The 26,057-nt window shown below is 42.9% G+C and carries 21 protein-coding genes; 6 read left to right on the top strand and 15 right to left on the bottom strand.

Features of this window, described 5'->3' with window-relative positions; genetic code table 11:
- Positions 1-141: 141 nt before the first annotated feature.
- The 3 genes from BFG52_RS17360 (at position 142) to BFG52_RS00880 (ending at position 1,724) form a co-directional block, all read left to right on the top strand.
- Complete coding sequence (locus tag BFG52_RS17360; RefSeq protein WP_267284031.1) at positions 142-276, top strand: hypothetical protein; 135 nt, start codon at positions 142-144, stop codon at positions 274-276.
- A gap of 297 nt (positions 277-573) precedes the next feature.
- The gene (locus tag BFG52_RS00885; protein WP_067551336.1) at positions 574-1,140 is read left to right on the top strand and encodes a hypothetical protein; all 567 of its coding nucleotides are present in this window, start codon (positions 574-576) and stop codon (positions 1,138-1,140) included.
- A 374-nt stretch (positions 1,141-1,514) separates the two neighbouring features.
- Positions 1,515-1,724: a cold-shock protein gene (locus tag BFG52_RS00880; protein ID WP_067551333.1), complete on the top strand. Its 210-nt coding sequence runs from the start codon at positions 1,515-1,517 to the stop codon at positions 1,722-1,724.
- Positions 1,725-1,915: 191 nt separating this feature from the next.
- Here the strand turns inward: BFG52_RS00880 and BFG52_RS00875 are convergent, their stop codons facing one another.
- The 8 genes from BFG52_RS00875 to BFG52_RS00840 form a co-directional block, all read right to left on the bottom strand.
- Positions 1,916-3,088, bottom strand: a complete 1,173-nt coding sequence (locus BFG52_RS00875; RefSeq protein ID WP_067551330.1) for a cysteine desulfurase family protein — start codon at positions 3,086-3,088, stop codon at positions 1,916-1,918.
- A gap of 251 nt (positions 3,089-3,339) precedes the next feature.
- Positions 3,340-4,137 carry an amino acid ABC transporter ATP-binding protein gene (locus BFG52_RS00870; protein WP_099092608.1) on the bottom strand — a complete coding sequence of 266 codons (798 nt, stop codon included), beginning with the start codon at positions 4,135-4,137 and terminating at the stop codon, positions 3,340-3,342.
- Positions 4,127-5,119 carry an amino acid ABC transporter permease gene (locus BFG52_RS00865; protein WP_081408582.1) on the bottom strand — a complete coding sequence of 331 codons (993 nt, stop codon included), beginning with the start codon at positions 5,117-5,119 and terminating at the stop codon, positions 4,127-4,129. Before BFG52_RS00865 ends, BFG52_RS00870 begins: the two co-directional genes overlap by 11 nt.
- A gap of 12 nt (positions 5,120-5,131) precedes the next feature.
- Positions 5,132-5,665, bottom strand: coding sequence for a GNAT family N-acetyltransferase (locus BFG52_RS00860; RefSeq protein ID WP_067551327.1), 534 nt, complete (start codon positions 5,663-5,665; stop codon positions 5,132-5,134).
- A gap of 3 nt (positions 5,666-5,668) precedes the next feature.
- Complete coding sequence (locus BFG52_RS00855) at positions 5,669-6,676, bottom strand: ABC transporter substrate-binding protein (RefSeq protein WP_081408581.1); 1,008 nt, start codon at positions 6,674-6,676, stop codon at positions 5,669-5,671.
- The gene (locus BFG52_RS00850; protein ID WP_067551324.1) at positions 6,666-8,009 is read right to left on the bottom strand and encodes an LLM class flavin-dependent oxidoreductase; all 1,344 of its coding nucleotides are present in this window, start codon (positions 8,007-8,009) and stop codon (positions 6,666-6,668) included. Before BFG52_RS00850 ends, BFG52_RS00855 begins: the two co-directional genes overlap by 11 nt.
- Positions 8,010-8,121: 112 nt before the next feature.
- Positions 8,122-9,327, bottom strand: a complete 1,206-nt coding sequence (locus BFG52_RS00845) for an amidohydrolase (protein WP_067551321.1) — start codon at positions 9,325-9,327, stop codon at positions 8,122-8,124.
- A gap of 50 nt (positions 9,328-9,377) precedes the next feature.
- Positions 9,378-10,496 (bottom strand): MsnO8 family LLM class oxidoreductase, encoded by a 1,119-nt coding sequence (locus tag BFG52_RS00840; RefSeq protein ID WP_067551318.1) that lies wholly within the window; start codon positions 10,494-10,496, stop codon positions 9,378-9,380.
- A gap of 235 nt (positions 10,497-10,731) precedes the next feature.
- Between BFG52_RS00840 and BFG52_RS00835 the strand changes: the two genes are divergently transcribed.
- Entirely contained in the window at positions 10,732-11,886 is a 1,155-nt protein-coding gene (locus tag BFG52_RS00835; RefSeq protein WP_067551315.1) for a porin, read from the top strand.
- A gap of 300 nt (positions 11,887-12,186) precedes the next feature.
- Complete coding sequence (locus BFG52_RS00830) at positions 12,187-12,807, top strand: glutathione S-transferase family protein (RefSeq protein WP_067551312.1); 621 nt, start codon at positions 12,187-12,189, stop codon at positions 12,805-12,807.
- A gap of 79 nt (positions 12,808-12,886) precedes the next feature.
- Here BFG52_RS00830 and BFG52_RS00825 read toward each other — a convergent pair whose 3' ends face one another.
- From BFG52_RS00825 to BFG52_RS00815, 3 genes are all read right to left on the bottom strand, one after another.
- Positions 12,887-14,224 carry an aryl-sulfate sulfotransferase gene (locus tag BFG52_RS00825; protein ID WP_067551309.1) on the bottom strand — a complete coding sequence of 446 codons (1,338 nt, stop codon included), beginning with the start codon at positions 14,222-14,224 and terminating at the stop codon, positions 12,887-12,889.
- A 24-nt stretch (positions 14,225-14,248) separates the two neighbouring features.
- On the bottom strand, positions 14,249-16,603 hold the full coding sequence (locus tag BFG52_RS00820; RefSeq protein WP_228703791.1) for a TonB-dependent siderophore receptor: 2,355 nt from the start codon (positions 16,601-16,603) through the stop codon (positions 14,249-14,251).
- 360 nt (positions 16,604-16,963) lie between these two features.
- Positions 16,964-18,088, bottom strand: a complete 1,125-nt coding sequence (locus BFG52_RS00815; RefSeq protein WP_067551307.1) for an ABC transporter substrate-binding protein — start codon at positions 18,086-18,088, stop codon at positions 16,964-16,966.
- Between the two features lie 264 nt (positions 18,089-18,352).
- Here BFG52_RS00815 and BFG52_RS00810 point away from each other — a divergent pair, with 264 nt between their 5' ends.
- Positions 18,353-19,135 (top strand): Crp/Fnr family transcriptional regulator, encoded by a 783-nt coding sequence (locus BFG52_RS00810; RefSeq protein WP_067551305.1) that lies wholly within the window; start codon positions 18,353-18,355, stop codon positions 19,133-19,135.
- Between the two features lie 117 nt (positions 19,136-19,252).
- On the opposite strand, the gene BFG52_RS00805 is transcribed toward BFG52_RS00810, so the two are convergent.
- The 4 genes from BFG52_RS00805 to BFG52_RS00790 form a co-directional block, all read right to left on the bottom strand.
- Complete coding sequence (locus BFG52_RS00805; protein WP_067551303.1) at positions 19,253-20,872, bottom strand: ABC transporter permease; 1,620 nt, start codon at positions 20,870-20,872, stop codon at positions 19,253-19,255.
- A 77-nt stretch (positions 20,873-20,949) separates the two neighbouring features.
- Positions 20,950-22,623 carry an arylsulfatase gene (locus BFG52_RS00800; RefSeq protein ID WP_067551301.1) on the bottom strand — a complete coding sequence of 558 codons (1,674 nt, stop codon included), beginning with the start codon at positions 22,621-22,623 and terminating at the stop codon, positions 20,950-20,952.
- Between the two features lie 204 nt (positions 22,624-22,827).
- On the bottom strand, positions 22,828-23,637 hold the full coding sequence (locus BFG52_RS00795; protein ID WP_067551299.1) for a ChaN family lipoprotein: 810 nt from the start codon (positions 23,635-23,637) through the stop codon (positions 22,828-22,830).
- Positions 23,638-23,667: 30 nt separating this feature from the next.
- Positions 23,668-25,935, bottom strand: coding sequence for a TonB-dependent receptor domain-containing protein (locus tag BFG52_RS00790; protein WP_067551296.1), 2,268 nt, complete (start codon positions 25,933-25,935; stop codon positions 23,668-23,670).
- Between the last annotated feature and the right edge of the window lie 122 nt (positions 25,936-26,057).

The following is a 26,057-nucleotide window of genomic DNA, read 5'->3' as shown; positions in this document are numbered from 1 at the left end:
GTCACATAATGCAATTGATTATAAATAAACAATAAATAGTAAATATAAATACGCGAAGTAAATCACATTAATATCGCGATTAAATAGAGATGCATTAAACAATATGCCAATTACTATACAAAAGTATAGTAATGAGCATTTATGCCAATTATTTTAAATATCACGTTTCCCCAAAAAGTGAATTTTGCTTATTTTTTGCGCACAGATACGCGTAAAAAAACAAAAACCGCAACATATATTGCGGCTGCTCATACAGATAAAATCCCTGCGTTTTAACTTGCTTTATACCTTGTTTTAGTTTCTCAGCTCGAGCGTAAAACTGTCCTTGAGGTCGGGGGAGGATGGCAAACGTTTCTTTAAAAGCCCAAGACAGCGCGCCAGATATCGTGGCATTTTGTGCTGATGATGCGATATGCTTTGCTCAATGCTTTGTTGGCTATAATTGAAAGTTTGATCACGCTTTATAGATAAAACATAATCGACAAATAAAATATTTATAAATTCGCTTTTGCTGTCTATAATAGCGCAATCATTTAGACTTAATTGACAATCTCATTCTATTGAAGAGTATTTATGAATAAATTCAAATCAATTGTTCTTCTCATAACCGCAACTCCTTATTTCTCTCCCGCCTTTGCTCAAATTGATCCTGCCAGCATGGCAGCATTGACTAAATCTCTAGAAAATAAAAATGTTTTTAATACCCATCCCACGCAACAATTCGATCGTTTAGATCCTTTTAAACAGTCCGCAAAACCCAAAAATGCAGAAAAAGCAGATGCTTTTGAAGCAGCGAATCACAAACCTAAAACCCCAGAAAAAGTAGATTTTTTTGAGCTATCTAAACAGTATCAACAGCAACCCAACCTCAATGCCAATATCGACCATGATTATCAAAATACAGTCAATATGAGTGATTATGAACGCCAACAGTATTATCTAACCCATAATAAAAATAATGCTTATCGTGCTGAAATGATCAAACAGAATTTCGATGCGCTAATACAACAACGAGAGAGAGGTGCAATCTCACAAAAGGAATATAAACAGCAATATATTAAATTACTGCAAGAGCATGAAAGGAACTATAACGTATATCCTCAAAGCTCAAAGACGACATTTTTTGAATTTGAACGCTAATAAAGCAATCGCTTTAACGCTTTAACGCTTTAAACAGTACAGCTTGGTAGTTGGTATTTGGCATTAGAGTTAGAATTAGAAACTCAATAAATGCTCTTGTTTCAATGATTTCAACTGCGCCTTACGCATAAAGCATAATGCTAAAATACCTATCTCAATTAAATGTTGCGAAAATTCAAAGCAATGATTGTTTTTCTATAGATTTTTGCTGTATGCTTATGGGCAACGAGAAAAAAAGTTTTTGTACCCTTCAAGATCACCACATTTCGTAGTTTTAGTCATAATCCTTCGTTTTATCAGATTTTAAGTTACATTCTTTATTTTCCAAGTTAACTTTTCATCATTTTTTTTCAAGATCAACGTTAGGATATATTATGTCTGATACAGTTAAAGGCACCGTAAAATGGTTTAACGAAACCAAAGGTTTTGGTTTTATTCAACAAGAATCTGGTCCAGATGTATTCGCTCACTTCAGCGAAATCAAAGGTTCTGGTTTCAAAACTTTGGCTGAAGGCCAAGCTGTTGAATTCAGCGTAAGTCAAGGCCCTAAAGGTCCAAATGCTGTGAACATCATTCCTCTCTAATGGAATGCTGACACACCTCAATATTCTCTACCGTACCGCGCTGTCATATCGGCACCTATTCGGTCAAAATACCCTATCTGAAGCATAGGGTATTTTTTTGTCTGTGCGGTCGCATTGTATTCATGATGGGGTACTGTTTACACTGGGTTTGGCTTCAGAATTTGCTTTAGGCTAAAAACTCAGCCAACGCGCTACGCTGAAAATGAAAGGGGGCGATAAGCGTGCCATTGCTGTTTTAAGTGCTGGAGCAAGGCTTGGATATCTTCTAGACGGCTATAATGCCCAAAACTAAAACGAATCGATTGCTTTGCCAACTCCGTAGAACGCCCTAAGGCCAATAGCACATAAGAAGGCGTCATTTGCTTTGAATTGCAAGCTGAACTGCTTGAAACTGCTGCTAAATTCTTAATTTGCTCAACCCACCATGCCGCATGCGGTCCATAAAAACTCATATTGAGATAATTGGCAACCTGATATGGCTCAGCAGCACCATTCAGCAATACTGGTGTTAATGCTTGTAATTCTTGTATAAGATAACGGCGAATCTGAGCGAGACGTTGTTGCTCTGCTTCAATACGTCCAGCAGCAAGACGATAGGCACTTCCCATCCCCACAATTTGATGGGTCGCCAATGTACCTGAGCGCAAACCACGCTCATGCCCACCGCCATGGACTTGAGCCTGTAAGCGTGCTTGCACAGCCTGTCGCACATACAAAGCACCAATGCCTTTGGGCCCATAGATTTTATGTGCCGATAAGCTCATTAAATCAATCTGCATCGCTTCTACGTCGACCCAACGTTTACCTACTGCCTGTGCAGCATCGACATGCAAGAGAATATCGTGTTGCTTGGCCAAGGCACCAATGGCTTGGATATCGGTCACGGTACCAAGCTCATTATTGACCATCATTAAAGAAATCAACACGGTATTCGGCTGTATTGCCGCAGCCACTTGCTGCACATCAATTAGACCGGTATTGGCTGCTGGGGCTAAATAGGTTACGGCAAAGCCTTGTCTTTCGAGTAATGCGCAGGTATCGAGTACCGACTTATGCTCTATCTGACTGGTAATAATATGTTTATGTTGATTTTTATATGCATCTAAAATGCCTTTTAAAGCTAAATTCGTAGCTTCTGTAGCACCTGAAGTCCAAATAATTTCTGCGGGCTGAGCATGTACTAAAGCGGCGACATCGGCTCTGGCCTGTTCTACGCGTTGTTCTGCAACTAAACCATATTGGTGTGAACGCGAAGCTGGATTGGCAAAATCTCCATCGATGTGTAAACATCGAATCATTTCTGTAGAGACTTCCGTTAATATTGGCGTTGTTGCTGCATAATCGAGATAAATAGGTTGGTTCATTATCTTCACCTGATTTGTTATTGTCATTTATTATAGATATAAATCAGTGCAGCTTACGCTTTTGGCTTATAGCATTTCATTACAAGGTCATTCGATTACATGCTAATCTTTGCACGATATAATCAAATAAAATCAGAATTTATAATAATACAATAAGCAAAAATAAATACCATGTGATCAAAATTTCATGACACATGGTAAAGCAATATACACCCCAAAACGCCAGATAATAGTGCTTGCGCGCATGCTTATTATAATACCCGCGATAAAAAATCACGCGTGCGTTGCTGCTCGGCTTGTTCTAAGATCTGCCGAGTATAGCCTTGTTCAATGACTCGCCCTTGATCCATAAAAACAATATAATCAGCAACTTCACGTGCAAAAGCAATTTCATGTGTTACGATCACTAAGGTTTTGCCTAACCGCGCTAAATCACGAATCACGTTAAGTACATCACCCACCAGCTCTGGATCTAAAGCAGAAGTCGGCTCATCAAATAAAATAACTTTGGGGTCTAATGCCAATGCACGTGCAATCGCGACTCGCTGTTGCTGACCTCCAGATAACTGTTTTGGCCATGCATTTATCTTGTCACTTAAACCAACAATCTCTAGTAATTGCTTCGCCTTATGAATGGCATCTGCCTTAGACAATAGTTTACGCGCAATAGGGGCTTCAATAATATTTTGCAACACGGTTAAATGTGGAAATAAATTAAAGTTTTGAAAAACATAACCTACCGACTCACGCTGTTTCAATAAATCTTTTTCTGCCAGCTCATAGAGTTTATTGCCCTTATTTTTATAGCCAATAAACTCACCATCAATTTGAATAAAACCATTATCAACTTTTTCTAGATGATTAATGGTACGTAATAGTGTCGTTTTACCTGAGCCAGATGGACCAATAATAACCGTCACTGAGCCACCCGGTATATTTAAAGAAATATCCTGCAGTGCCAAATGAGCACCATATTTTTTATAGACTTGGTTAATAATAATATTGCCACGTGCTGCCGTACTCACATGACTCGCATGGTTAAGATTCATGATTTTCCCTCACTGGACGAAGTGCCGCTGGGATTCTGACTTTCCAAGAATGTGCCCAATGGCTTGTAGATTTACGCTCACCGCGCGCCAAAATAGCTTCCAAATAATATTGCATCACGGCGAATATACTGGTGATGATGATGTACCATACTGCTGCAACCATTAATAATGGAATGACCTCTTGATTACGGTTGTAAATCATCTGCACGGTATAAAATAATTCAGGCATAGCCAATACATACACAATGGCCGTTCCTTTGGATAAACTAATACATTCATTGACGATGGCTGGTAAAATACCGCGAATCGCTTGGGGTAAAATAATCCGTGTAGTGCGTCGCCACCATGACAGTCCCAATGCGGACGAGGCTTCGACCTGACCATGATCTACCGCCAAAATACCACCTCGAATAACTTCTGCGGTATAAGCACTTTGGATCATTGCCAGCCCCACCAAAGCCGTGGTGAATTGATCTAGTGCATTAATGGTTTTTAGCTGACCAGCATGAATATCGGTAAACGGTATGCCCAAAGCAATATATTCATATAAATAAGAAAAGTTATATAAAATAATCAACACCACGATCAACGGCAAAGAACGGAATAACCAGATATAAGACCACGCCACTGAGCGAATGAGCCATGAAGAAGATAAACGCATCACCGCCAAAATACCGCCAATCACAAAGCTCAACAGCATGGCAAATACCGTGAGTTTAAGCGTGAGGTACAAACCATTTAAAATAGCTGGGTCAAAAAACCATTGTCTAAAAACCGGCCAACCCCATTTGGCATTAAAGAAAACCGATTCAATCAATAGTACGATCACAAAAATACAAACCACTATGCCGATATAACGCAGTGGGTTTTTAGTCGCAATAATCTGATAATTTTTTTCTGTAGACTTTGCTTCTTCTGTAGGTTTTGCTTCAGTAGGCGTTGCTTCTGTGGACTTTGCTTCTGTACGCTTTGTTAAAGACATCGTCATGCTCCCCTATAGTTTTTTTCTAAAAGGCAGCGAGCCTTGTAAGGGAGAATCAACCAATGCCTCAAAATCAAACTGCGTATTCAACTCAAACTGTGGGCTATAACCCAAGCTGAGATATAATTTAACCGCTGCCGTTTGTTTAAAGCCTGTCGTCAGATAAACCTGCTGATAACCCGCCAATTTGGCACGGCGTTCTAATTCCAAGACTATTTTTTGTGCCAGTCCTTGTTGTCTTAAATCATGCCGTGTCCAAATCCGTTTTAACTCCGCTGTTGCATGGTCAAAACGCTTATAAGCCCCCATCGCGATAATCTCCTGATTACGCTGCAAGGTAATAAATAAACCATCCGGAGGGGTATACCAGCTTGCAGGTTCTGCTTTATCAAGTGCTGACTTTTCGGCATATTGCTCGGCACAACCACGTTGTTGGAAAAAATCTCCATATATCGCAAAATATTCATCAAATAAACCATCGAGGTATGGTTTTACCCGCTGCGCGTTGACGGGAATATCCTGAAAGTTTTCACATAGGCTCTGCATGACTTAATCTCCAAAACCCAGCGGATTGATTTCAGACTGTTTTACCGCTTCTTCAGCAACACCCCAACGCGTCAAGACCTGATTAAATGCACCACTGGCAATCACACCATTTAAAGCTTCCTGTACGGCATAAACCAAGCCCGTATCTTTTTTGAGTGTCACCGCAATATCTGCGGTCTTTGGCCACCCGCCTTCGATATACCCAACCCGTTTAAAGTCCTGAGGATGACCTTTTACAATCCAAGAACCAGTTGAATTGGGTAATAAAAAGCTGTCTGCCCGACCTGACTGCAAAGCCAAGGTTGCTGCGGCAATATCTTGCAAATAAATCGGTGTTGCAGGTTTTAGACCTTTTTGTTTATTTTCTTCAATCCACGCCAATAAAATCTTTTCTTGATTGGTGCCTGCACCGACGATAACGTTGAGCCCTGCGACATCATCTGAGGTCTCAATCTTTGTGATTGAGCTTGTGCTTGCCGAGAAAAAACCAATCATATCTTTACGATAAGTCGCAAAATCAAACTTCTGCTTGCGTTCTTTGGTGACGGTTATATTGATTAAAGCAGCATCATATTTGCCAGAACTCACGCCCAATGGCCAATCTTCCCAAGAGCTTGGAATGACTTTTAACTTTAGTCCCAAACTGTCTGCAATCAAGCGTGCTGTGTCCACTTCTGTCCCAATATAGGTTTGATGATCTGCAGCCACGGCAGACAAAGGCGGAACATTTAAGGTTTGCACAGCAACCGTAAAATAACCAGCATGCACAAATTGGTAGTCCTTCGGAATTTTTGCAATCGCCGCCGCATTGGTTGCCACATGAATTGGCGTGCTATTTTGCAATAATATTTGTTCAGTCACGGAGACCGGTGCTGTCGTGCTAGAAGCTGTGCTGGCGCTTTGCTGTGTCACTTGCTCGCGCTGTTGCACCTGCGGATCGGATGATGAACTGCATGCACTCAAAACCAGACTGCTCAATAGCGCCGCGTATAAAGAATGATTAAACTGCATGCTCTAGCTCCTGTTGCGCCGCAGATACAAAACGATTTTCCGGTGCTGCCAAATGGAAACTTTCCCGTAGCGTACTGCCCTCATAGTCGCTACGAAAACGACCACGTTGTTGCAAAATCGGTAGCACTTGCGCGATAAAAGTGCTCAGTGTATGGGGGGTCAATGCCTGAATAATAAAACCATCTGCTGCACTCTGATCAACCCAATCAATCAATTGTGTCGCGACCTGTTCTGCTGTTCCCTTAAATTGCGGTAAAGGTGTTGCAACCCTGAGCGCCACTTCTCTTAAGCTATAAGCATTTTCTTTGGCTAATTTTTTAATCTCCTGCGTGGTACTTCGAAAACTATTTTCACCCAAATCCCCTAAGTCGGGAAAAGGTTCATCCAATGCATGTTGACTAAAATCATAATGTTCAAAATAACGCCCCAGATAATTTAGAGCATCGTCTATCGAGACCAAAGCTGCGGTTTGCTGGTATTGTGCAGCAATATCGGCATCGTCCTCGCCAATCAAAACAGGAATACCTTGAAAGACCAATAGTTCATCGGCTTTACGCCCATACTGTGCCAAGCGTTGTTTGACATCCGCATAGAAAGCCTGCGCTTCAGCCAAGGAGTTTTGATGGGTAAAAATTGCATCGGCATGTTTTGCCGCCAGCGTCTTGCCACTATCCGATGCACCGGCTTGAAACACAATGGGACGATGTTGCGGTGTTCTTTCTATATTGAGCGGTCCTGCAACATCAAAAAACTTACCGTGAAAATTTAGAGTATGTAATTTGCTGGCATCAAAAAACTGTCCTGTCGCTTTGTTACGTACAAATGCGCCTTGTTCCCATGAATCCCAAAGCCCTTTGACCACATCTAAATACTCATCGGCAATCTGATAACGTAAAGCATGTTCTGGATGTTGTGCTTTGGAAAAATTTTTTGCCGTTCCCTCTAAGGGCGTTGTCACCACATTCCAACCAGCACGACCAGCACTCAGATGGTCTAAACTGGCAAATTGCCGTGCCACGGTAAAGGGCTCACTATAAGAGGTCGATACCGTACCAACCAAACCAATATGCTGAGTCACACTCGCCAACGCTGACAACAAGGTCAAGGGCTCAAAGCGATTTAAAAAATGTGGAATAGACTTATCATTGATATATAAACCATCGGCAATAAAGACAAAATCAAATTTGGCCTGTTCGGCTTGAATCGCCAGTTTCTTAACAAAATCAAGATTAATACTGGCATCTGCAACCGCATCTGGATGGCGCCATGAGGCCATATTTCCACCGGCGCCCTGTAAAATGGTCCCGAGGTGTATCGTCTTTTGTGCTGACATAATGCGTAACTCCTATATTGCGTTCTTTTACATGCTTCGGCTCAACCTCTGCTCTGAACGCTTGCGTTATATTTTTGCTATACCGGCTTGCTCTACGTTTTGTGCTGACCGTTTATATAATGTTTGGGCTTAGATGATGTTTGGATAGATGTTGTTCTGGCGCACCGCTGTTGCTGTGTAGTTCCCATAAGGCTGCCTGTGCTAAGGCGGCAAAATATTGTGCTGCGGGATAAATCAATGCCTCATTGCCATGAAATTCGGGATGATGTAAACCATAGCTGCTGGCACTGCCAATACTGACAAAGGCACCGGGGATCTGCTCTAAATAGGCTGCAAAATCTTCACCGCCCAAATGTAAATCGGCTTGCTGTACCTGATAGCCCTGTTGTTCCGCCAGCGTTGTGGCAAAATCAGCCCAATGCGGATGATTGATAACTGCCGCAGGACCATGCTGCCAATCAATTTCGATCTCTACGCCATAGGCACTGGCGATGCCTGCTGCGATTTGTTTAAAGTGCTGTTCTACCAACTGCCGCGTTGCTTTACTGTGGGTTCTGGCAGTCCCCTCCAAACTGACTGTTGCCGGTAATACATTCCAAGTATTGCCCGCATGAATCTGGGTCACGCTGACAACACAAGTTTCTAAGGTATCGATACGACGACTGCTAATCGCTTGTAAGGCCACTACCAATTGGCTGGCAATATAAATTGCATCTTGTCCTTCATGCGGACGCCCAGCATGAGCCCCCTTGCCTTTCACCAACACATTAAATTTATCGACATTGGCATAAAAAGCGCCTTGCCGTGTTGCAAAATGTCCCAATGCTAAATTGGGCTCATTGTGCATGCCAAAAATTACATCGACATCGGTCAAAATACCTTGGGCTAACACCGCATAAGCACCGCTATAATTCTCTTCTGCAGGTTGAAAAATAATTCTGACCCGCCCTGACAAATTGTGTTCTTGCTGCTTCAATAAAATAGCCGCACCCAAGATCACAGCGGTATGCAGATCATGCCCACAGGCATGCATCACGCCTGCAACCGTCGACGTATGGTCATGCGAACTCTGTTCTTGAATCGGTAAAGCATCAAGGTCAGCACGCAATGCCACTACTGGCTGACCTTGACCAATATCGACCACCAAGCCGGTTGTGAGACCATACTGCTGGCTGCTTATGCCAAATTGTGCTAACCAATCTTGTAAACGTGCAGTGGTCTGATGTTCTTGCCCTGATAATTCTGGGAATTGGTGTAATTCACGACGCCATACTAAAAGCTGTTGCTGTAAATCGATGTTGGTCCTATGACTTGTCATTTTTTATCCTTAAATATATCCGTCTGATACTACAAATTTGTCAGGTCAATTTATGCCGCCAAGCGTGTGACAGCGACCAAGTCTTCAAGCATCTGTAAGCGCTGTGCATGTTGGGTTAAAGGAATTTCCACCATCAATTCATCGACTGCATATTGTTCTGCCAAAGCGACTAATTGTTGTTGCACGGCCAAAGCTGAGCCTTTCACAATGTTGAGAGCTTCTGGTTGTAAAGAAATAATCTCTGATTGTGCTTGCTGTGCAAATGCATAGCCCATCTGCTCACTGAGTAGCTTTACCCGCTGCCCATTGGCCAGATGTAAGCTCCAGACTGCTAACTTTTCCGCCCAATGCTCGGCCAACTGCTGATTTTCAGCCACAATCATTTGTACTGCGATAATGGCTTTATTGTGTTGTGGGTGACGATGTTGCGCACGGCGTTGGCGAAAGGCTTGTAATGCATCATGTAGCTGCTGTTGATTGGCATTTAAGTGCGCTGCGAAGACGAAATTCCACCCCAATTCTGCTGCCAAAACAGCGCTTTCAACACTCGCACCCAGTAAAAAAAGCTCGGCTGGCTGTTGTGCTAAAGGTGTCGCCGCAAGTGCGGATTCAGCTGCTAACTGTTGCGCTTGAATAGCTGGTTTTTGAATGGTTGGCTCTTGAACGACTTGCTTCTGAACGACCTGCTCTTGAACGACTTGTTTTTGAACGGTTGGCTCTTGAACCGCTGGCGCTTGGATGTACTGCTGAACTTGGAGCAACTGTTGTTTAAAATCGCCTTTTTTGACTTGATCCAGACCCTGTTGTAGGGCTTGGGTCGATTGTGGTAATCCACCTGGTGCTTTACCAATGCCGAGGTCGATACGCCCAGCCGCCAATGCTGACAATACATTAAAATTTTCAGCCACTTTATAGGGGCTATAATGCTGCAACATGACACCACCAGAGCCTAATCGAATCTGCTCGGTCTGTTGGATCAGCCAAGCAATCATTAATTCTGGTGATGGGCTAGCGTATTGTGAACTATGATGATGTTCTGCAACCCAATAACGGTAAAACCCCAGACTTTCTACTTTCTGTGCAATCTCTGCTGCATTGTGCAGTGCTTGTTCTGCTGTTAATCCTTTTTCAATTGGGCATTTATCTAAAAAACTTAATTTTAACGTCATGACCAGACTCGGTTATAATCTTGCACTCAGTTGTACCGCTTTATTTTTAATTTTATAAATATTAAATAATGGCTAAGTTATCTAAAAAAACACAAAAAATATTCTATTTAAATATGTTTAAAGTCAATTTAAAGATATAGCCAATCTGGATTTATATTGTTATTTAACTTATTTATAAATTTAAAATCACCCCATTATGATCCAATAACCTCAAAATAGGATCAACAAAACTAAAATGCGATTTATATTACAGATATTATCATTATATTTATTTATTCATGCCTTACCCAGTCAAGCTGAGATCAGTTTAATGCAACAAGATGATATTTTAAAAACAGGAGACCATTTTCAACTGACCACATCAGGCAGTTTAAGATTACAGGCACTCAATTTTGAGCATTATAATGCTGCCAATGCAACGCAAAAATATCAACGCAATGGTTATAGCGCTGCGAGTCGGATCTACCTCGATGCACATTATCAAGCCACACCGAATATCGGTGTATTGGCAGAATATGAAACCTATATCAACCCTGCCAAGATTCTCGACTGGCAAGGACATTACAGCACGCAAGATCATTCTCTAGATACAGTGCAGGCTTATTTTGGCGTGGCACATAAAGACTATGGCACACTCAAATATGGAAAGCTCTCTAGTATTTATTATGATGTTGTCGGCAGCAAAACCGATCTTTGGGATTACGCCCCCTTGGCTCAACCCGCCACATGGAGTAGTCACAGTTATTATGATGGGTCAGCTGTATCACGCAAAACTTTACGCTATGAAAAAGAAATTGCACCCTTGACCGTATACGCAGCCTATCTCTTTAAAGATCAAACAAATACAAATCAAGAAATTGAATACAAAAGAGATTATGGCTTAGCCTTGGCCACAGACCTTAAGATCACCCCGACCTTATCATGGGCAGTGGCATGGCAACATAATAAAGCTGAGCTCTATGCACACCCAACAGCACAACATGTGCAATATCATCAAAATATTATTGGCAGCTCAATTTTTTATTTAAAAGATCCGTGGATGCTTGGGCTTGGCGTGGGCTGGTATCATAATGTTCACCCCAGTAATCGCTTAGATCAACAACAGCATTTTGATCCGGCTGAATTTTTAAACACTCAGTCTTATGGTCTGGAATATTATCTAGGATACAAAATACCGATCCAGCAAGCAGGTATACAATTTATTCGTCCCTACATCATGGGAGATCGTTTTGCTTATCGTACTGGTCGTCAGTTTTATCGACAAGATTATGGTTTAGGGCTCGCGATTCGTTTTAAATATGGTTTTGGCTTTGATATTGAGCATTTTAAAACCAAGGATTCTTTCAACACCCCCGATATGAATTTATTTCGTTTACGTTATGAATTTTAATTTAAGACATGTCGAGCATAGGGCTACTCGACATTTTATGCAAAAATTTATATTTTAAATTTAAATATTGCACTACTCCTTTAAACAGTACGCCATAATCAAAACTAAAATAAATTAATCTACAAGACACAGATCAAGATCCTAAAAAAATTAATCAATTAAACTATGCCTATTAAATAAAAGTTTATAAAAAATATGCAGATAAGTTAATCAAGATATCTTCTATTTAAACTTAAGCTTTCAACAGCATAAATGCTTATGCTGTACAGCAACTTTTAAATTTATCGAACAGGATTATCTATGGCTATTGTCCTTTGGGGGCGTCCCAATTCACTCAATGTACACAAAATTTTATGGCTTGCTGCGGAGTTAGAACTCGACTTTGAACATATTTATGCTGGTCAGCACTATGGTTTAATCGATCAACCCGAATTTCTAGCCCGCAATCCCAATGGGCTCATTCCCGTACTACAAGACCACGAGACAGTTCTCTGGGAATCGCATACAATTTTACGTTATCTTACCGAGGTCTATGGTCAAGATAGCGTGTGGATTGCCAACCCACAGCAGCGTTTTCAGGCTGAAAAATGGCTAGACTGGTATCTCACCACCATCTTCCCTGTCTTTTCTATTCTTTTTCGGCACTTGGTACGTTTACCCGCCGAACAACGTGATCTAGCGGCCATCGCACAGGCGAGCGTAGAACTGGAAAAATTGTTTGATATTCTGGATGGCATCTTGAGCAAACAAACGTATCTCTCTGGTCAGCAATTTGGTATCGCCGACATTCCATTGGGACTGGCGGTGCATCACTGGTTTAATTTTGATATCCCACGTCAACATCCGCAGCCCCATTTAAAAGCTTGGATTGAGAAAATTAGAGCACGCCCTTATTTTCTCAAAATCGCGACAGTACTGTAAGTTCAATCTGACAGTCACTACAAATTCAATCTGGCAGTTATCAGTAATCACTCTCAATCGCCCGCATGACTGTCAGGCCTTAGGGTTCCGTTGCGATGGCAACTTTAAAATCAGCAAGTTGAGGCGGTCGAACGGCTTGGTCTGTTTGTGGGGGTGCGACGGGAACCCACTGATAAGCTACAGGGGTCGCACGATATAGACCATTACTGGCGGGTCGCCCTGCTTTCGCCTCAGCAAAAAATGGGCTGACATATTCCCAAACGATTTCACCCTGTGGCGTGATTTGGAATATCCGTCCTGTTTGCCCCTCGGTAATGCTGGTATTTCCATTCGGCAAACGACGAGCCAAACTGGTAAAGGCACTAAAGAATGAAGTGCCAGGGCGATATTCCCACACAATTTGTTTGCTCTGTGGATTAATCTCCACCACACGAGAAGCCCCCGTGGCTACTTGATAGGACACCGCGGGATAACCTGAACCACCTTGATTATCAAAGACCAAGATATTGCCAGCCCCCGGTAAACCTTTGCCAATCATTTTTGCATCATGCAAACCACTGAGCTGATCTACTGCGCGTGGCAACTGAGATTTATCAGCAAAAGGATTTTTTAATTCAGCAGAGGGATAATTCGGTCCGATACGCCAAACGATTTGCTTGGTTTTTTTATCAATAATGGCGATAAAATTGGCCTGGCGTGAATCGATAATAATATTATCGGGATGGAAGCGCTGATCACCAGCGTCATACCACGGATTTTCGCCCAAGCTTCGCGCATTATTCAAATGTAAATAATCGGCTAAATCGGTTTGTTGAACCAATTTTAGTTGTTCTGGACTAAAACCCAACTCAGCTAAATGTTCTGACGCCAGCCATTGCCACAGCACTTGACCCGTTGCATCCACCTCATAAATCACATCATCAACCAATTGCGGCAATTTAAAACCTGCAATGGCATGGATTTTATTAGCCAACAATAAGGTATTGCCATTATTTAAACGCTCAATCTCATGATGTTGGTGGGCGTGGCTTGCCGCATCTGGACCGGACCATTGCCATAGCACCTTGCCCTGCCAATCTAGTTCAGCCACGCTGTGGTTATTGACCCCATTACCATAGGCATGTGGGTCTTTATCTGGGCGTTCTTTGAGCTGTACAAAGATATGCCCTAAAGCGCCCTTATTCACGGCGGGATTAATCACCTCTGTCGGGAATCCTTTATACGGCCACTGTTTTACCACTTGACCATTCATATCAATTAAATAACTTTTCTGGTCGGCTGCACTAAAGACCGTATAATGCTTCCAAGCTTTTTCTGGCTGATAAATCGTTACCCCTGTAGGATATACCGATGGTGCACTGTGTACGGCATTGCTCAACCATAATCCCAGCCCCAAGGCAAAAATATACTTTTTCATCAATCTAATATCCTGCAAAATTCTTTAAAAATCGTATTTAATATTGAGACTCAAGGTACGTGGTGCAGCAACACTGAGTGCATTACTCGATGCCAACCAGTATTTTTTGTCGAATAAATTATTAATCTCAGCACGGTAAGTCAGTTGCTGCTCTCCTAAGGGTACTCGGTAACTCAGTCCGATATTCACCACCTCGAAGGTCGGCACTTTAAGACGATTGGCAGCATCAATATATTGACTGCCGATATACTGCACATTGCCATGCAGTTTTAAACCCGGAATCGCTTCAATCTTTTGTTCAGCACCCAAATTGGCTTGAATACGTGCCACTGCCGCAGGTCTATTCCCAATGAGTTGTGCTTCTGCTTCTTTATATTCTGCATCTAAAAAGGTTGCACTGGCATTGAGTCGTAAACTCGGTGTCGGCTGATAATGCCCAGCCAGCTCAAAACCGTCATATGTTACTTGACCATCGGCAATATAATAATTCTCAGCATTGGCATAGCCCATGCCCTTTTCAATCCGGAAAAGTGCAGACGTTAAAGCCCAATTTTGATATTCCGCTTTTAGTCCTAACTCATATTGTTTACTTTCTAGCGGGCTTAACTGTGCATAAGCATTGGCATAGGTACTGCCCACATAACCACCATCATCCAATGCCTCAACATAACTGGCATATAAGGTGGTATTTTTATTGGGATAAAATAATAATGCTGCAGTGGGTGATAATGGCTTTTCACGATAATGATTACGCAGTTTGCCTGAAACAAAATAATTTTTATTTTCATAATCAAACTTACGTAAGCCCAGCAATAAAGACCACTGCTCATGAATACTCAAAGTATCACTAAAATAAACAGAGCGCGTTTCCCAGTCAGAAATTCTAAAATACTCTCGTGGTGAATCACCGTCATAATGCAGTGCTAAGCTCCCCGCATAAATATTGCCACTGGGCAAAACCCCTCCAGCTGGATAGACATGATTTTGACCGCCCGTATTGAGGTCTGGATCAATATTGGGATCACCAATATTTAAATCACGGCTTTGCGTTTGCCGTTCTAGCCCCGTGACAATCTTGTGTTTTAGCCAGCCTGTTTGCCATTCACCTTCTAAACGTAATTGCCAAGAATCATATTGCAAAGTTGGTCGATAAAACTGCCGTAATGCCAGATGATAATCACCCTGTTCATTCACTAGATGTAGCGTCTCATCACGTGATTCTATACGCTTAAAAGTATGCGCATAACTCGCATCAAGCCGCCAAAGATCATTAATTTGCCAGTTTAAACCCGTCGATAATGCCCATAAGTCAGAGTCATAATAGGATTGATCATATGCTGTGAGATTCTTAGCACCACTGATCGCCTTCGGTAGCGCATCGCCTTGATAAGCATAGGCACCCGCTCCCGCGACACTATAGCTACTAATTCCGCCTTTTAAATCACGCTGTTGATATAAACCATTGGCACGCCAGACTAGGTTTGGTGTGATTTGTGCATCAAATGCGGCAGATATGGCTTGTCGCTCTAGATCTGTACCATTAAAAGTTTGACCCTTTTCATTGACCACATTAAAACGATAGCCATAACGTTCATCCGAACCTAGACGGCCGCCAGTATCGGCATGGACAGTCACTATACTGTCCGAGCGATAGCCAATAGACAGCGCGCTTTGCGTGTCATCTGTGGGTTTTTTCGTGATGTAATTGAGCGTCCCCCCAGGTGAGCCAATCCCATATAAAAACCCTGTCGCCCCCTTCAATAATTGTACTTCTTGAAATAATTCTAATGGCAACTCAACACTGGCCATCTGAAAAGGATGACCATCAATTTTATAGCCATTGACAAAATCTAGGCTTAAACCACGCACCGATAATGCATGTGAATTGATGGCATAACTGTTTCCTTGCGCAGCAACACCCGCTTCATTGGCAAATAACTGTCCTAATGATTTCGCTTGCTGTTCTTCAATTTGCTTGCTATCAATTTGTTGAATTGAAAAAGGTGTTTCGCGCGCACTCCGGGCACCCAAAGTCCCTGCAGCAACAACAGCTTTCTTTTGCGCAGTCGCCACAATGGTGGGTAATTCAATAACATCTTGTTCTAAAACTGGACTTGTAGCGCTTGTCTGCGACGCAGCTTGCTCAGCATAACCAGTGCTGGCGACGGAGATCCCCAAGCAAATCAATCCAATGCTACGAGATAAAGGATTGAGTCGTCTGAGATTCAATGGCTTGAGGCTCGGTTTTTTTAACTTCGGTTTTTTAAAATTCGGCTTTTTAAAGTTGAGTTGTTTAAAATTGAATTGTTTAAAATTGAATTGTTTAAAAGATTGCTTCACATCCATTCGATAAGGTGTAAAGCGCTGTCGATCAATCATATCAGCATCCCCCATTTGTTAGGGATTTATGCTAATCAACTCAAATGGCCAATACTGTTCACGACATGACTGTTGTCATGAGGAATTCATCTTTGAATATCAGAATAATGCACTAGCTATTGATGAAAAAATTATGCTTTTGAATGGCATATTAAAAAAGCCCCGACATCCTGTCGGGGCTTTCTGGTATTTGTTACTCTGGCAAGACTCCTTGTCGTACCTTTGCATCCATGTTATTTGATCTATTGTTTTTATTATCCAGTGCATCCTGCGCTGTATGTAGCCATATTAAGTCTTTCGTTCAAGTCTGCCTATTGGCAATTTTCTTGAATCCTTGTAAGCAAAAACCTACATCAATAGTTACTGCTGTACGCCGGTTTTAACTGCGGCAATTTGCTGCTCCGCACTTAACTCAGTCCAAGCGCGCTCCACCCAGCTCGTATCTGCCCACTGGCTGACCTGAAAAGGTTGATGGATCAGCTGCGCTGCCGCCGCAGCATCGACACTGCGTTGCAACTGTTGCAGATATGCGGCATCCAAACGCGGTTGATAAATCTGCCCCAATGCAATGCCTTCCAAATAGCGTTGATATAAATCATTGGGATAATTAGCATTTTTTGTCACTAGCTGGATGGCAACCTGACGATTTTTTTCATCAGCAGTCCAAGCATAGGCTTTGAGCACCGCATTGACCAGACGTTGACTCAGTGCCGGATTTTGCTGTAGAAAATCGTTCCGAGCGACCAAGCCCGACAAAATAGCACCACGACCATCCTGCGTATCGCGTGTGCTAAAAGGAATATCGATCAAACCTTGTTTTTGTAGCGCCAGCATCGGAATAATGCCCCAACCCGCATCGATTTGCTTGGATGCCAAGGCGGCATTCGTGGCTGGAATATCTAGATTGACAATGCGGAAATCTGAACGCTTATAGCCCTGACTTTCGATAAACTGTGCAAAAGACAGCTGAAAAGCAGTGCCTTGCCATACAGCAATGCGTTTGCCTTTTAATTGTTCTAAGCTCTGATAATTATGCCCCTTCAAAACCCCCAAATACACATCAGTACCACGCCCCATCGCCGCAATGAGTCTGGTATCTAAACCATTGGCCTTGCCAATAATGGCAGCTAAATCACCCAAAAAAGCAAAGTCTAACTGTTTATTAGCCAAAGCCTCATTAATCGCAGGTCCAGCCCCCTTAAAAAATTTCCATTCAACCTGAATATGATCTTTGGCAAATTCTTGTTCTAGTATTTTATGGGTATATAAATAGTCCACGACAATATTGGCACTACTGCTATTTTTACCCGCACTCAAATCGGGAACCGCAATCACAATTTTTGTACTGTTGGGCGATGCGCTTGTAGCGCGCTGATGCGTCTCGGTGCCCTGTTGTGCTTGTGGTTTAAAAATCAAAAATAAAAGCAGTAACAGGCTAAATACTGCAAAGGTCCAATAATGGGTTGGCTTTTTTGTGCTGAGCATAATCATTCCATTAGGGCATCGAAAACATAAATATCAATTGCTTGATCCGAAAAGCTTGATCTACAAAGCTCGGTCTAGAAAGATTGTCTATGCGCCAGCATCGCTGATCTAGTGTAAATCAGACTAAGGATAGCGTTTTATATGATTCTTTTATGCGCATAATGCATATCATTTTTTTAACTAATCATAGCGAGATTAACTGTTTGAGCATGCTGCCACAGCACGATATATTGCAAAGTTCTTCACTTTTATGGGTCTTTCTCTATGTTAAATTCAGCGAACCCAATTTCTCTTTATCAGGCTGAAATTCTGCGTCTGCCCAAAAATAATTGCTCAACAGCGGACTACATTCAACGCGCACTCAAGATCCTACAAAATTATAATTTTCTACAGCACTTAAGCGCCAGTGAACATGCTTTATTGTTAAATCATTTAAAAATTAAACGCTATGTACATCATCAGGTGATTTACCATCAAAATCAGCCCAGTAATGAAGTAATGATTATTATTGATGGCACACTCAAACTCGGTTGGCATGTGCCAAATGCTCAATATCATACCGATAGCTTTATTCCTTCGGGTACCATGATTAATATCGTGCCGGTGATTACCCAGCAACCCCTGATGCATGAATATATCGCCCAAGGCAGCACCATCGTTGCCAACCTCGCGGGGGATATGATGAGAGAGATTTTACAGCACAATGCCCGCGCGCAATATGCGCTATTCAATATCATCTGTGTCCGCACACAGCTACAACGTGCCAATGCTGTCTTTGCCTCAACCCTATCTTTGCGTACTCGCTTAGTCAAAGAGATCTTATTTTTGATTCATTATCATTTTTATCGTGATGATATTAAATTAAACCAGGCCAATTTTGCTGAGCTTTTACAAAGTACACGACAGAAAATAAATAAAGAATTTGCCTACTTGGTGCAACAAGGCTTGGTCGAGGTAAAATATAACCGCATCCGAATACTAGACTATGCTGGCTTAAAACAATTAAGTGAACATGCCAACCCTGTTGCCACAACAGAGTTTATTTAACCTGAAATGACGTGCAAACCCAGTGTTATGATCTTTCAAGCAGAGCATTTTTCCCTGCGGTGGAAAAACCTGAGCTTGTAAAGAGCTACAGTATGACAAGCATGACCAGATCGGGGCTTAACTTTGATGATTACGCCACGATGATGCATATATCTCAAGCTTAGTCCCAGTCCACGCCAAGAATGCACCTAAAATCGCCACCAATACCGTTGCCGCAATGACTTTGTCCATTTCAAAATGTTGTTGTGCAGACATCATATAGGTACCCACGCCGATCCCTGATCCCATCAGATATTCAACCCCAAAAGATGCCATCCATGCATATAGCAATGCAATCCTCAAACCAGCAAAAACAGCCGGGCTAATTGAAGGTAAAACCAAATATATTAATCGTTGCCAATAATTTAGCTGCAAAATAGCTGTCACATCAAATAGCTGTTGCGACAGCCCTTGTACCCCACGCCATGTCGCAATATAAAAAGGGAAAAAAGTTGCCAAGGATACAAAGACCAACTTGGCTTGATCCCCCAGACCGAACCAAGCTGTAATTAAGGGAATCCAAGCAAAAATGGCAATCAAACGCAGTACATTGAGGCTCGGGGCAACAAACGGCTCCAACTGCTGATTGAGTCCTAACCATAAGCCCGCTGCAATACCCAAAACCCCACCCACCAAGAAACCAACCACAGCACGGTAAAGACTATGGTGTAAGGCATGTAAAAGTGAGCCCTCTGTCAGCTCTTGCCATAAACAATGCAGTACCTGTTCAGGTGCTGGTAATAGCTGTGCATCAAACCAGTATAGATGACTGCCGACACGCCACAGCACCAGCAAGAGCAATGGCACGATCAGCTTCAGTGCATAATCGGACCAGACAGTCCTTGCAGATTTGTTGTGCCAGATACTTAAGGCTGCGGGAGGCCAATACACAACTTTTTGTTCTAAGCGATAAAATAACGCATCCAATAACACACCGATGAGAGCAATCGCTGCAATACAGACAAATACCACATCGAGCTGAAACAGTTGCCGACTATTGACCATCAAATAGCCAATACCATCCGAGGAAGCAAGCAATTCAACTGCAATCAAGGTCGTCCACGATGCAGCAACCGCTAAGCGCAGCCCAGTCATAAAAGCAGGCAATATGGCGGGTAAAAGTAATTTACGAAAGCGTTGATAGGGGGAAAGTTGTAAGACCTGTGCCATTTCCTGCAACGATGGCGGAATATCCCTTACCGCACTATGACAATGGATCACAATTGGAATCAAGCTTGCTTTAAAGATCAAAAAAACTTTAAGGCTATTTTCAATCCCCAACCACATCATCAAAATAGGCAGCCAAGCCAAGGTTGGAATCAAGGCCAGTGCATAAAAAATGGGTGAAACCAATTTATCTAACCAGTGTATTCGCCCTAAAGCCATCCCAATCACTAGCCCAGCCAATACACCCGAGATCATTCCGAGTAATAAACGCTCCAAGCTCAAGCCCACATGCCAGAGTAAATCTGCTTGTAATAACTGCCACGCACTGTGAAAAGTCTGTTGCGGGCTGGGTAAAATTTGACTCGGCATCCAATGTAAATTGGCGGCACACCACCATAAAATAAAGATCACCAGAGGCAACAGCAGTGGCGTGACAAGTCGACTCAAAAGCGCGTTGTAATGCTTTATCTGTCGCAATAACGGTTTGGGCTGGGCACTGTTTTCAAGTGCCTTGCGATGCAATGTTGTCATATCAACTCACAGGGCATGGGGCATGGAAAGAAGTTTAAATAGCCATATCGCGCTGGCAATGTAGTCAGCGCAGTAGCTTAAGTCTCGGCATTCGCCACTAAGGGTTGGTATTGGTTATTAATCAGGGGATTACGCGCTTCAGCACTTTCCACCACGCCATTTTCCTGCACATAGACCGCCCAATGCGCCAACAGCTCTTGTAGTTTTTCAGGATATCGTTCTGCCAAATCTTCGACTTCGCCTTGATCACTGGCTAAATGAAAGAGTTGCCAACGGTTTGGACCATTCGGTGCCGGAATAAAGAGAGCCTTCCAATCTCCTTGGCGCAATGCTTTTTGGCCAAATAACTCCCATCCGGTAATATGCTCAGCACTGTGAATATAATCTTGTTGTTGCTGCAAATAAGGCAAAATAGAACGCCCGCGTAACGGTGCCAGCTCACGTCCTTGGTAACTTGTACCCGGATGTTCAACACCGATTAAATCTAAAATCGTGGGTAATAAATCCATAACAGTCAAAAATTCATGACTAATCTGCTGCTGCCGCGCCAAGGCTGGATAATGTATAAAAGAGACGGTGCGAATCCCTCCTTCACTGGTATGCGCTTTATATAAACGCGACGGTGCAGTGGCAGCTTGTGCCCAATGTTCACCATACCAAACATAAGAATTCGCACGACCAATATTATCCAGTGAATTATCATAATAATCCGCAATGACCTGACTTAAATTGGGACCAAAAGCAGGCAATGCCTCTAACTGTGCGCCTTCTGCGCCATTATCCGAAAGGAAAATAATTAGGGTATGCTCTAACTGTTGTTGTTCACGCAAATAGTCGATGACCCGCCCGACATTTTGATCCATGCGATCGACCATGGCGGCATAGACTTCCATGGTCCGTGCCGAACGTTGTCGTTCTTCCTCAGAGAGCTGTTGCCAAAAAGGCGTGCGTGCCAAGACTGGGTGTACCGTGGCATCTGCTTCAACCAAGCCCAAGGCTTTTAAACGCTCTAAACGCTCTAAACGTAAAGCATTGGGTCCAGCATCATAGCGACCACGGTATTTGTCGACATCTTCTTTGGGGGCTTGCAATGGCCAATGCGGCGCAGAAAAAGGTAAATAGGCAAAAAATGGACGATCTCCTCGCGCCTGATTATCTGCCAAAAATTCGAGTAATCGGTCGGTGAAATAATCTGAAGAATAAAAGCCTGCTGGCAATTCTTCTGCAAAATGATCATCTTCACTGTATAAGCCTCGCGTCGATTTTAAAATACGCGGGATTTTCTCTGCGGGAATATCTGCTTCAAATAAATAATGATTGGCAGCACCGGGCAATAGTGCAAAAGAACGCTGAAAACCTTTCTGACTCGGGAAATGCTCTGGGGTGAGTCCCAAATGCCATTTACCCGACATCACGGTATAATAACCAGCATCTTGTAACAGTGCCGGCAATGCCGCAACTTTATGATTTAAATAGCCTTCATAGCCAGGCTGTCCCACATGTTCCGGGGCAACTTTTTCAGCCATGGTGCCCAGCCCCACCAAGTGATGATCTGTTCCAGACAGCAACATCGAACGTGTCGGTGAACAAGCCGATGCGGTATGGAAATCGGTTAGGCGTAGACCCTGCGTTGCCAGTTGATCTAGGTGAGGAGTTGCAATTTCTCCACCAAAGGCACCCAGATCTGAAAAACCTAAGTCATCGGCGACAATCAATAAAATATTCGGGCGTTGCGGTGCTGAAATGCTCATCGTTCTGCTGCTCAATGTTATTTTGAGCTATCCTCGCAAAATCAACAGCCACTTTCAGTGTCAGAAGAGACTATGTATCGATCTAAAATCGATAAACTTATCTCTATCTCCTCATAAGCTGCTGAGCCAGTCCGCACCAGCTCAACACAACGTCAACACATGCTTTACACGCCAGCCTTATCTTATTTAGCAGATATGAGTGCATCATTCGGCTGGTGTAAGTGCGTCCAAGAACCAAATATAGTCGGCATGTGCCGCGTCAATCTCGGTACCTTCTTCAGTCAAAACCACTACTTTCACTTGACCCGCTTGCGGCTGGTCAGCCAAATATAACGGCACACCCAACAGTTTTGACGTGTGAATCGAACCTGCAATCAACCATGCCGGTTTGGGTGCGGCAAGCAGAGTTTTCGCCATAAAGTCATCTTTAAACTGTTGCTTACCCACCAAAGCATGCTGCGGACCAACGCCCATGATTTGTCCCAAAGCCTGACGCACTTCTATTGATTGTGCCAACGCTGCACTAGGCATAAATGCTCCTGCGGCCTGTACATCTTCACGATTCGGGTTGGCAGCCAGTACAGCTGGTTTTTGGTACATGATTAAATTCATCACCTGCTGATAACGCGCCCAAGGCCAAGCCTCATTCCAACCTAGTTTTTGGGCGAGATTACGTTGCCCAGATTTGCCGCCTTTGGCCAACCACCTTTGCACTGTATCGACTTGTTTCTGTTGCGATGGTGTCAACATCTCCAACAAGACTGAGCCGTGTTGACGTGCGGTGGCACTGTCTGCCAGCAACCGATACTCAGCCTGATGATGTGCAGAATCATCATGTTTTTCACCGATTAAAACAATATCGGCTTGGCTGAGGGCAGCCACCAATTCAACCTGACTAATATTTTTTTGCTGTTCCCGATCATAAATATGCGCGGAAAAACTTTGTACACTGTGCAGACATAAAGCAACGATGGCACAGACCCTATAAGCACTTCTTTTTAACCCGTGTTGCATCTCGACCCTCGGCAAAAATATGATGATAGTTTAGAAATTAACAGTGATCCCAGCAGACAGGGTCCGTCCACGTCCAGTACCTTGGTTGGCCCAAGTATTACTGGTATTCCCAGTTCCAATGGTGCCACCGCTGGCTGGATAGTTGTACACGCGGTTGGTCACATTCTCGACATCAAAGAATAACTGGGTATGTGGATTAAATTGATATTTCAAAAATACATTGGCCAAGATCGGTGATGCCTTAATCTGGGTGGTGAGCTGAGCATCTAAGTCAGTATCTACCCCATCCGCCACGGTATCTTGTCCGGTATAGCTGAGCTTTAATCCCGCCAAGAGACGATGATCAAACCAATAGCTTCCCAACTCTAAGCCCCAATAAGATGATGGCAAATTGTTTAAATGTGAGAAGCCCATATCGGCTAAATAGTTGATTGGAAAATCAGTTTTGGTTTTACTATAACTCAAACGCGCATAGCCTAGACCCGTTTGATAGGACATTTCCAGTTCATAACCATCCATTTTGGTGGTATCTGCGACATTGTGATATATCCGCACAGATTCATAGTAGCTATCATTTTGCATCATTTCGTTGAAATCACATTGAAAAACCGTATCCTCCATACAAAGATAGAAGTTGTCCTCAACAATATAATTTTTGACGCGGTTATTAAAATAATTCAACTTGGCTTTAAAAATATCATCCTCGCGAAAAATACCTGATTGGATAATATTAATCCCCACATCGCGGTTTTCAGATTCTTCACCTTTTAAGAAAGGGTTAATCGAAAACGGCGCGCCTGGGTTACTGGCATACATCACTTCATTGACATTGGGGCTACGACTGGTCAAGGCATAGCTGCCATACAATTGCAACCAATCGCTAAAACGATAAGCCAAACGAATGTGTGGATTAAAATGCGATTCTTTACGGCTAAAATCGACATCGCCACCTTTGGGGAAAATCACTTCAGTTTCGACATCAACAGGTGGCAGATAACCTTTAATTTCATAGTTTTCTTTTCTTAAACCTGTCTGTACACTGAAGCGTCCGAGGTCTAAGGCTGCATCTATAAAATAACTTTGAATATTTTGCTGCCCCTCAACAATACCACTATACTCGGTATCGTTATATTCTTGTGGTTTACTACTCTGATAACGGTTACGTAGCAACTTGGCACCATAATGTAGGTCTAAATTGCTGGGACCAAACTCGAAACTTGAGGTATTTTCCACATTAAAAGTCAACGCCGGGTTCTTGGTTTTACGTCCGGCATTTTGACTACTATGGCTGCCATCATCGATATATTCTTGTTCAGCCACATTATAAGAACTACTAAATTTAAAATTAACCCAATCAGACAAAGGATTATATTTATATTCAAATAACCCCATTTGGGTATCGATTTGCAATGGGGTATGGTTATTTGAGATCTCACTATCGTTGGTGATATAACTCAATAAAAAGTGATGATAGGCATTGGGGCTAAACTCAACTTTACTGAGCAATGAGCGCGCTTGCGACCCTGCATCTTGTGCCAGCCCTTCAGAAAACTTATCACCCGCCACTTTCTCACCAGCGCCATTTTTATAGCCATATTTATTTTTAGCGCTAAAAGCAAGCGTGGCGGCGACATTGGCGTCATTGGCAAAACGATGACGCATTGCTGTGGCGAGCATACCATTTTCACCATAGCCATTATCACCACTACGCAACACAATCCGTGCACCATAATGCTGACCCTCCTTGATCAAATCATCCGCATTAATGGTTCTAAAATTGACACTCCCCGCCAACGCATTGGCACCTGCTGCACCGGATACACTGCCTTTTTCAATATCTACACCCGCCACAAAATTTTCATCAATATACGTGGTATTCCCATTCCAGCCATGCGGTGTCGATTGATAAAACGTTTGGCTTACCCCATCGATGGTGGTATTGACGCGTCCCAATCCTTCTAGACCACGAAGATTGACCGCGATGCCGCCTTGACCAATATCATGCTGAGTAAAACTACCCGGCATATCACGTAATACGCTATTGAGATCACGACCAAACTCATCTGCTCCACGCTGACTCGCAGCACCAGCTTGATCAAATGCATCTTTGGCTTTCAAATGAATGGTCGACAATTTGACCGGTTTAACCGGATCTGTATTGTTCTGCGTAGATTGAGTTTGAGTGACTTCTTCTTGCTGTTCAGCTTGAGCATTGCTGAGTTGCTCTGCTGCGTGCACCGCAGCTGAGGTGCTGGCGACACAAAGCAATAAGCCAGAAAGTGGGCTTGCTTTTTGCATAATGAAATAACCTAGACGTGTGTGTAGATGGCATCGGCTCAAAGCGCCGATGCTTACACTCAAATGGAAGATATAAAATAAAATTTAAAACGCTAAAACCGGATTTACGACACGGCGTTCTA

Origin of the sequence: Acinetobacter larvae (assembly GCF_001704115.1) — a bacterium.
Taxonomy (GTDB): Bacteria; Pseudomonadota; Gammaproteobacteria; order Pseudomonadales; family Moraxellaceae; genus Acinetobacter; species Acinetobacter larvae.
Note: the sequence above shows the minus strand (reverse complement) of the source record. Positions and strands in the feature narration are given on the sequence as shown.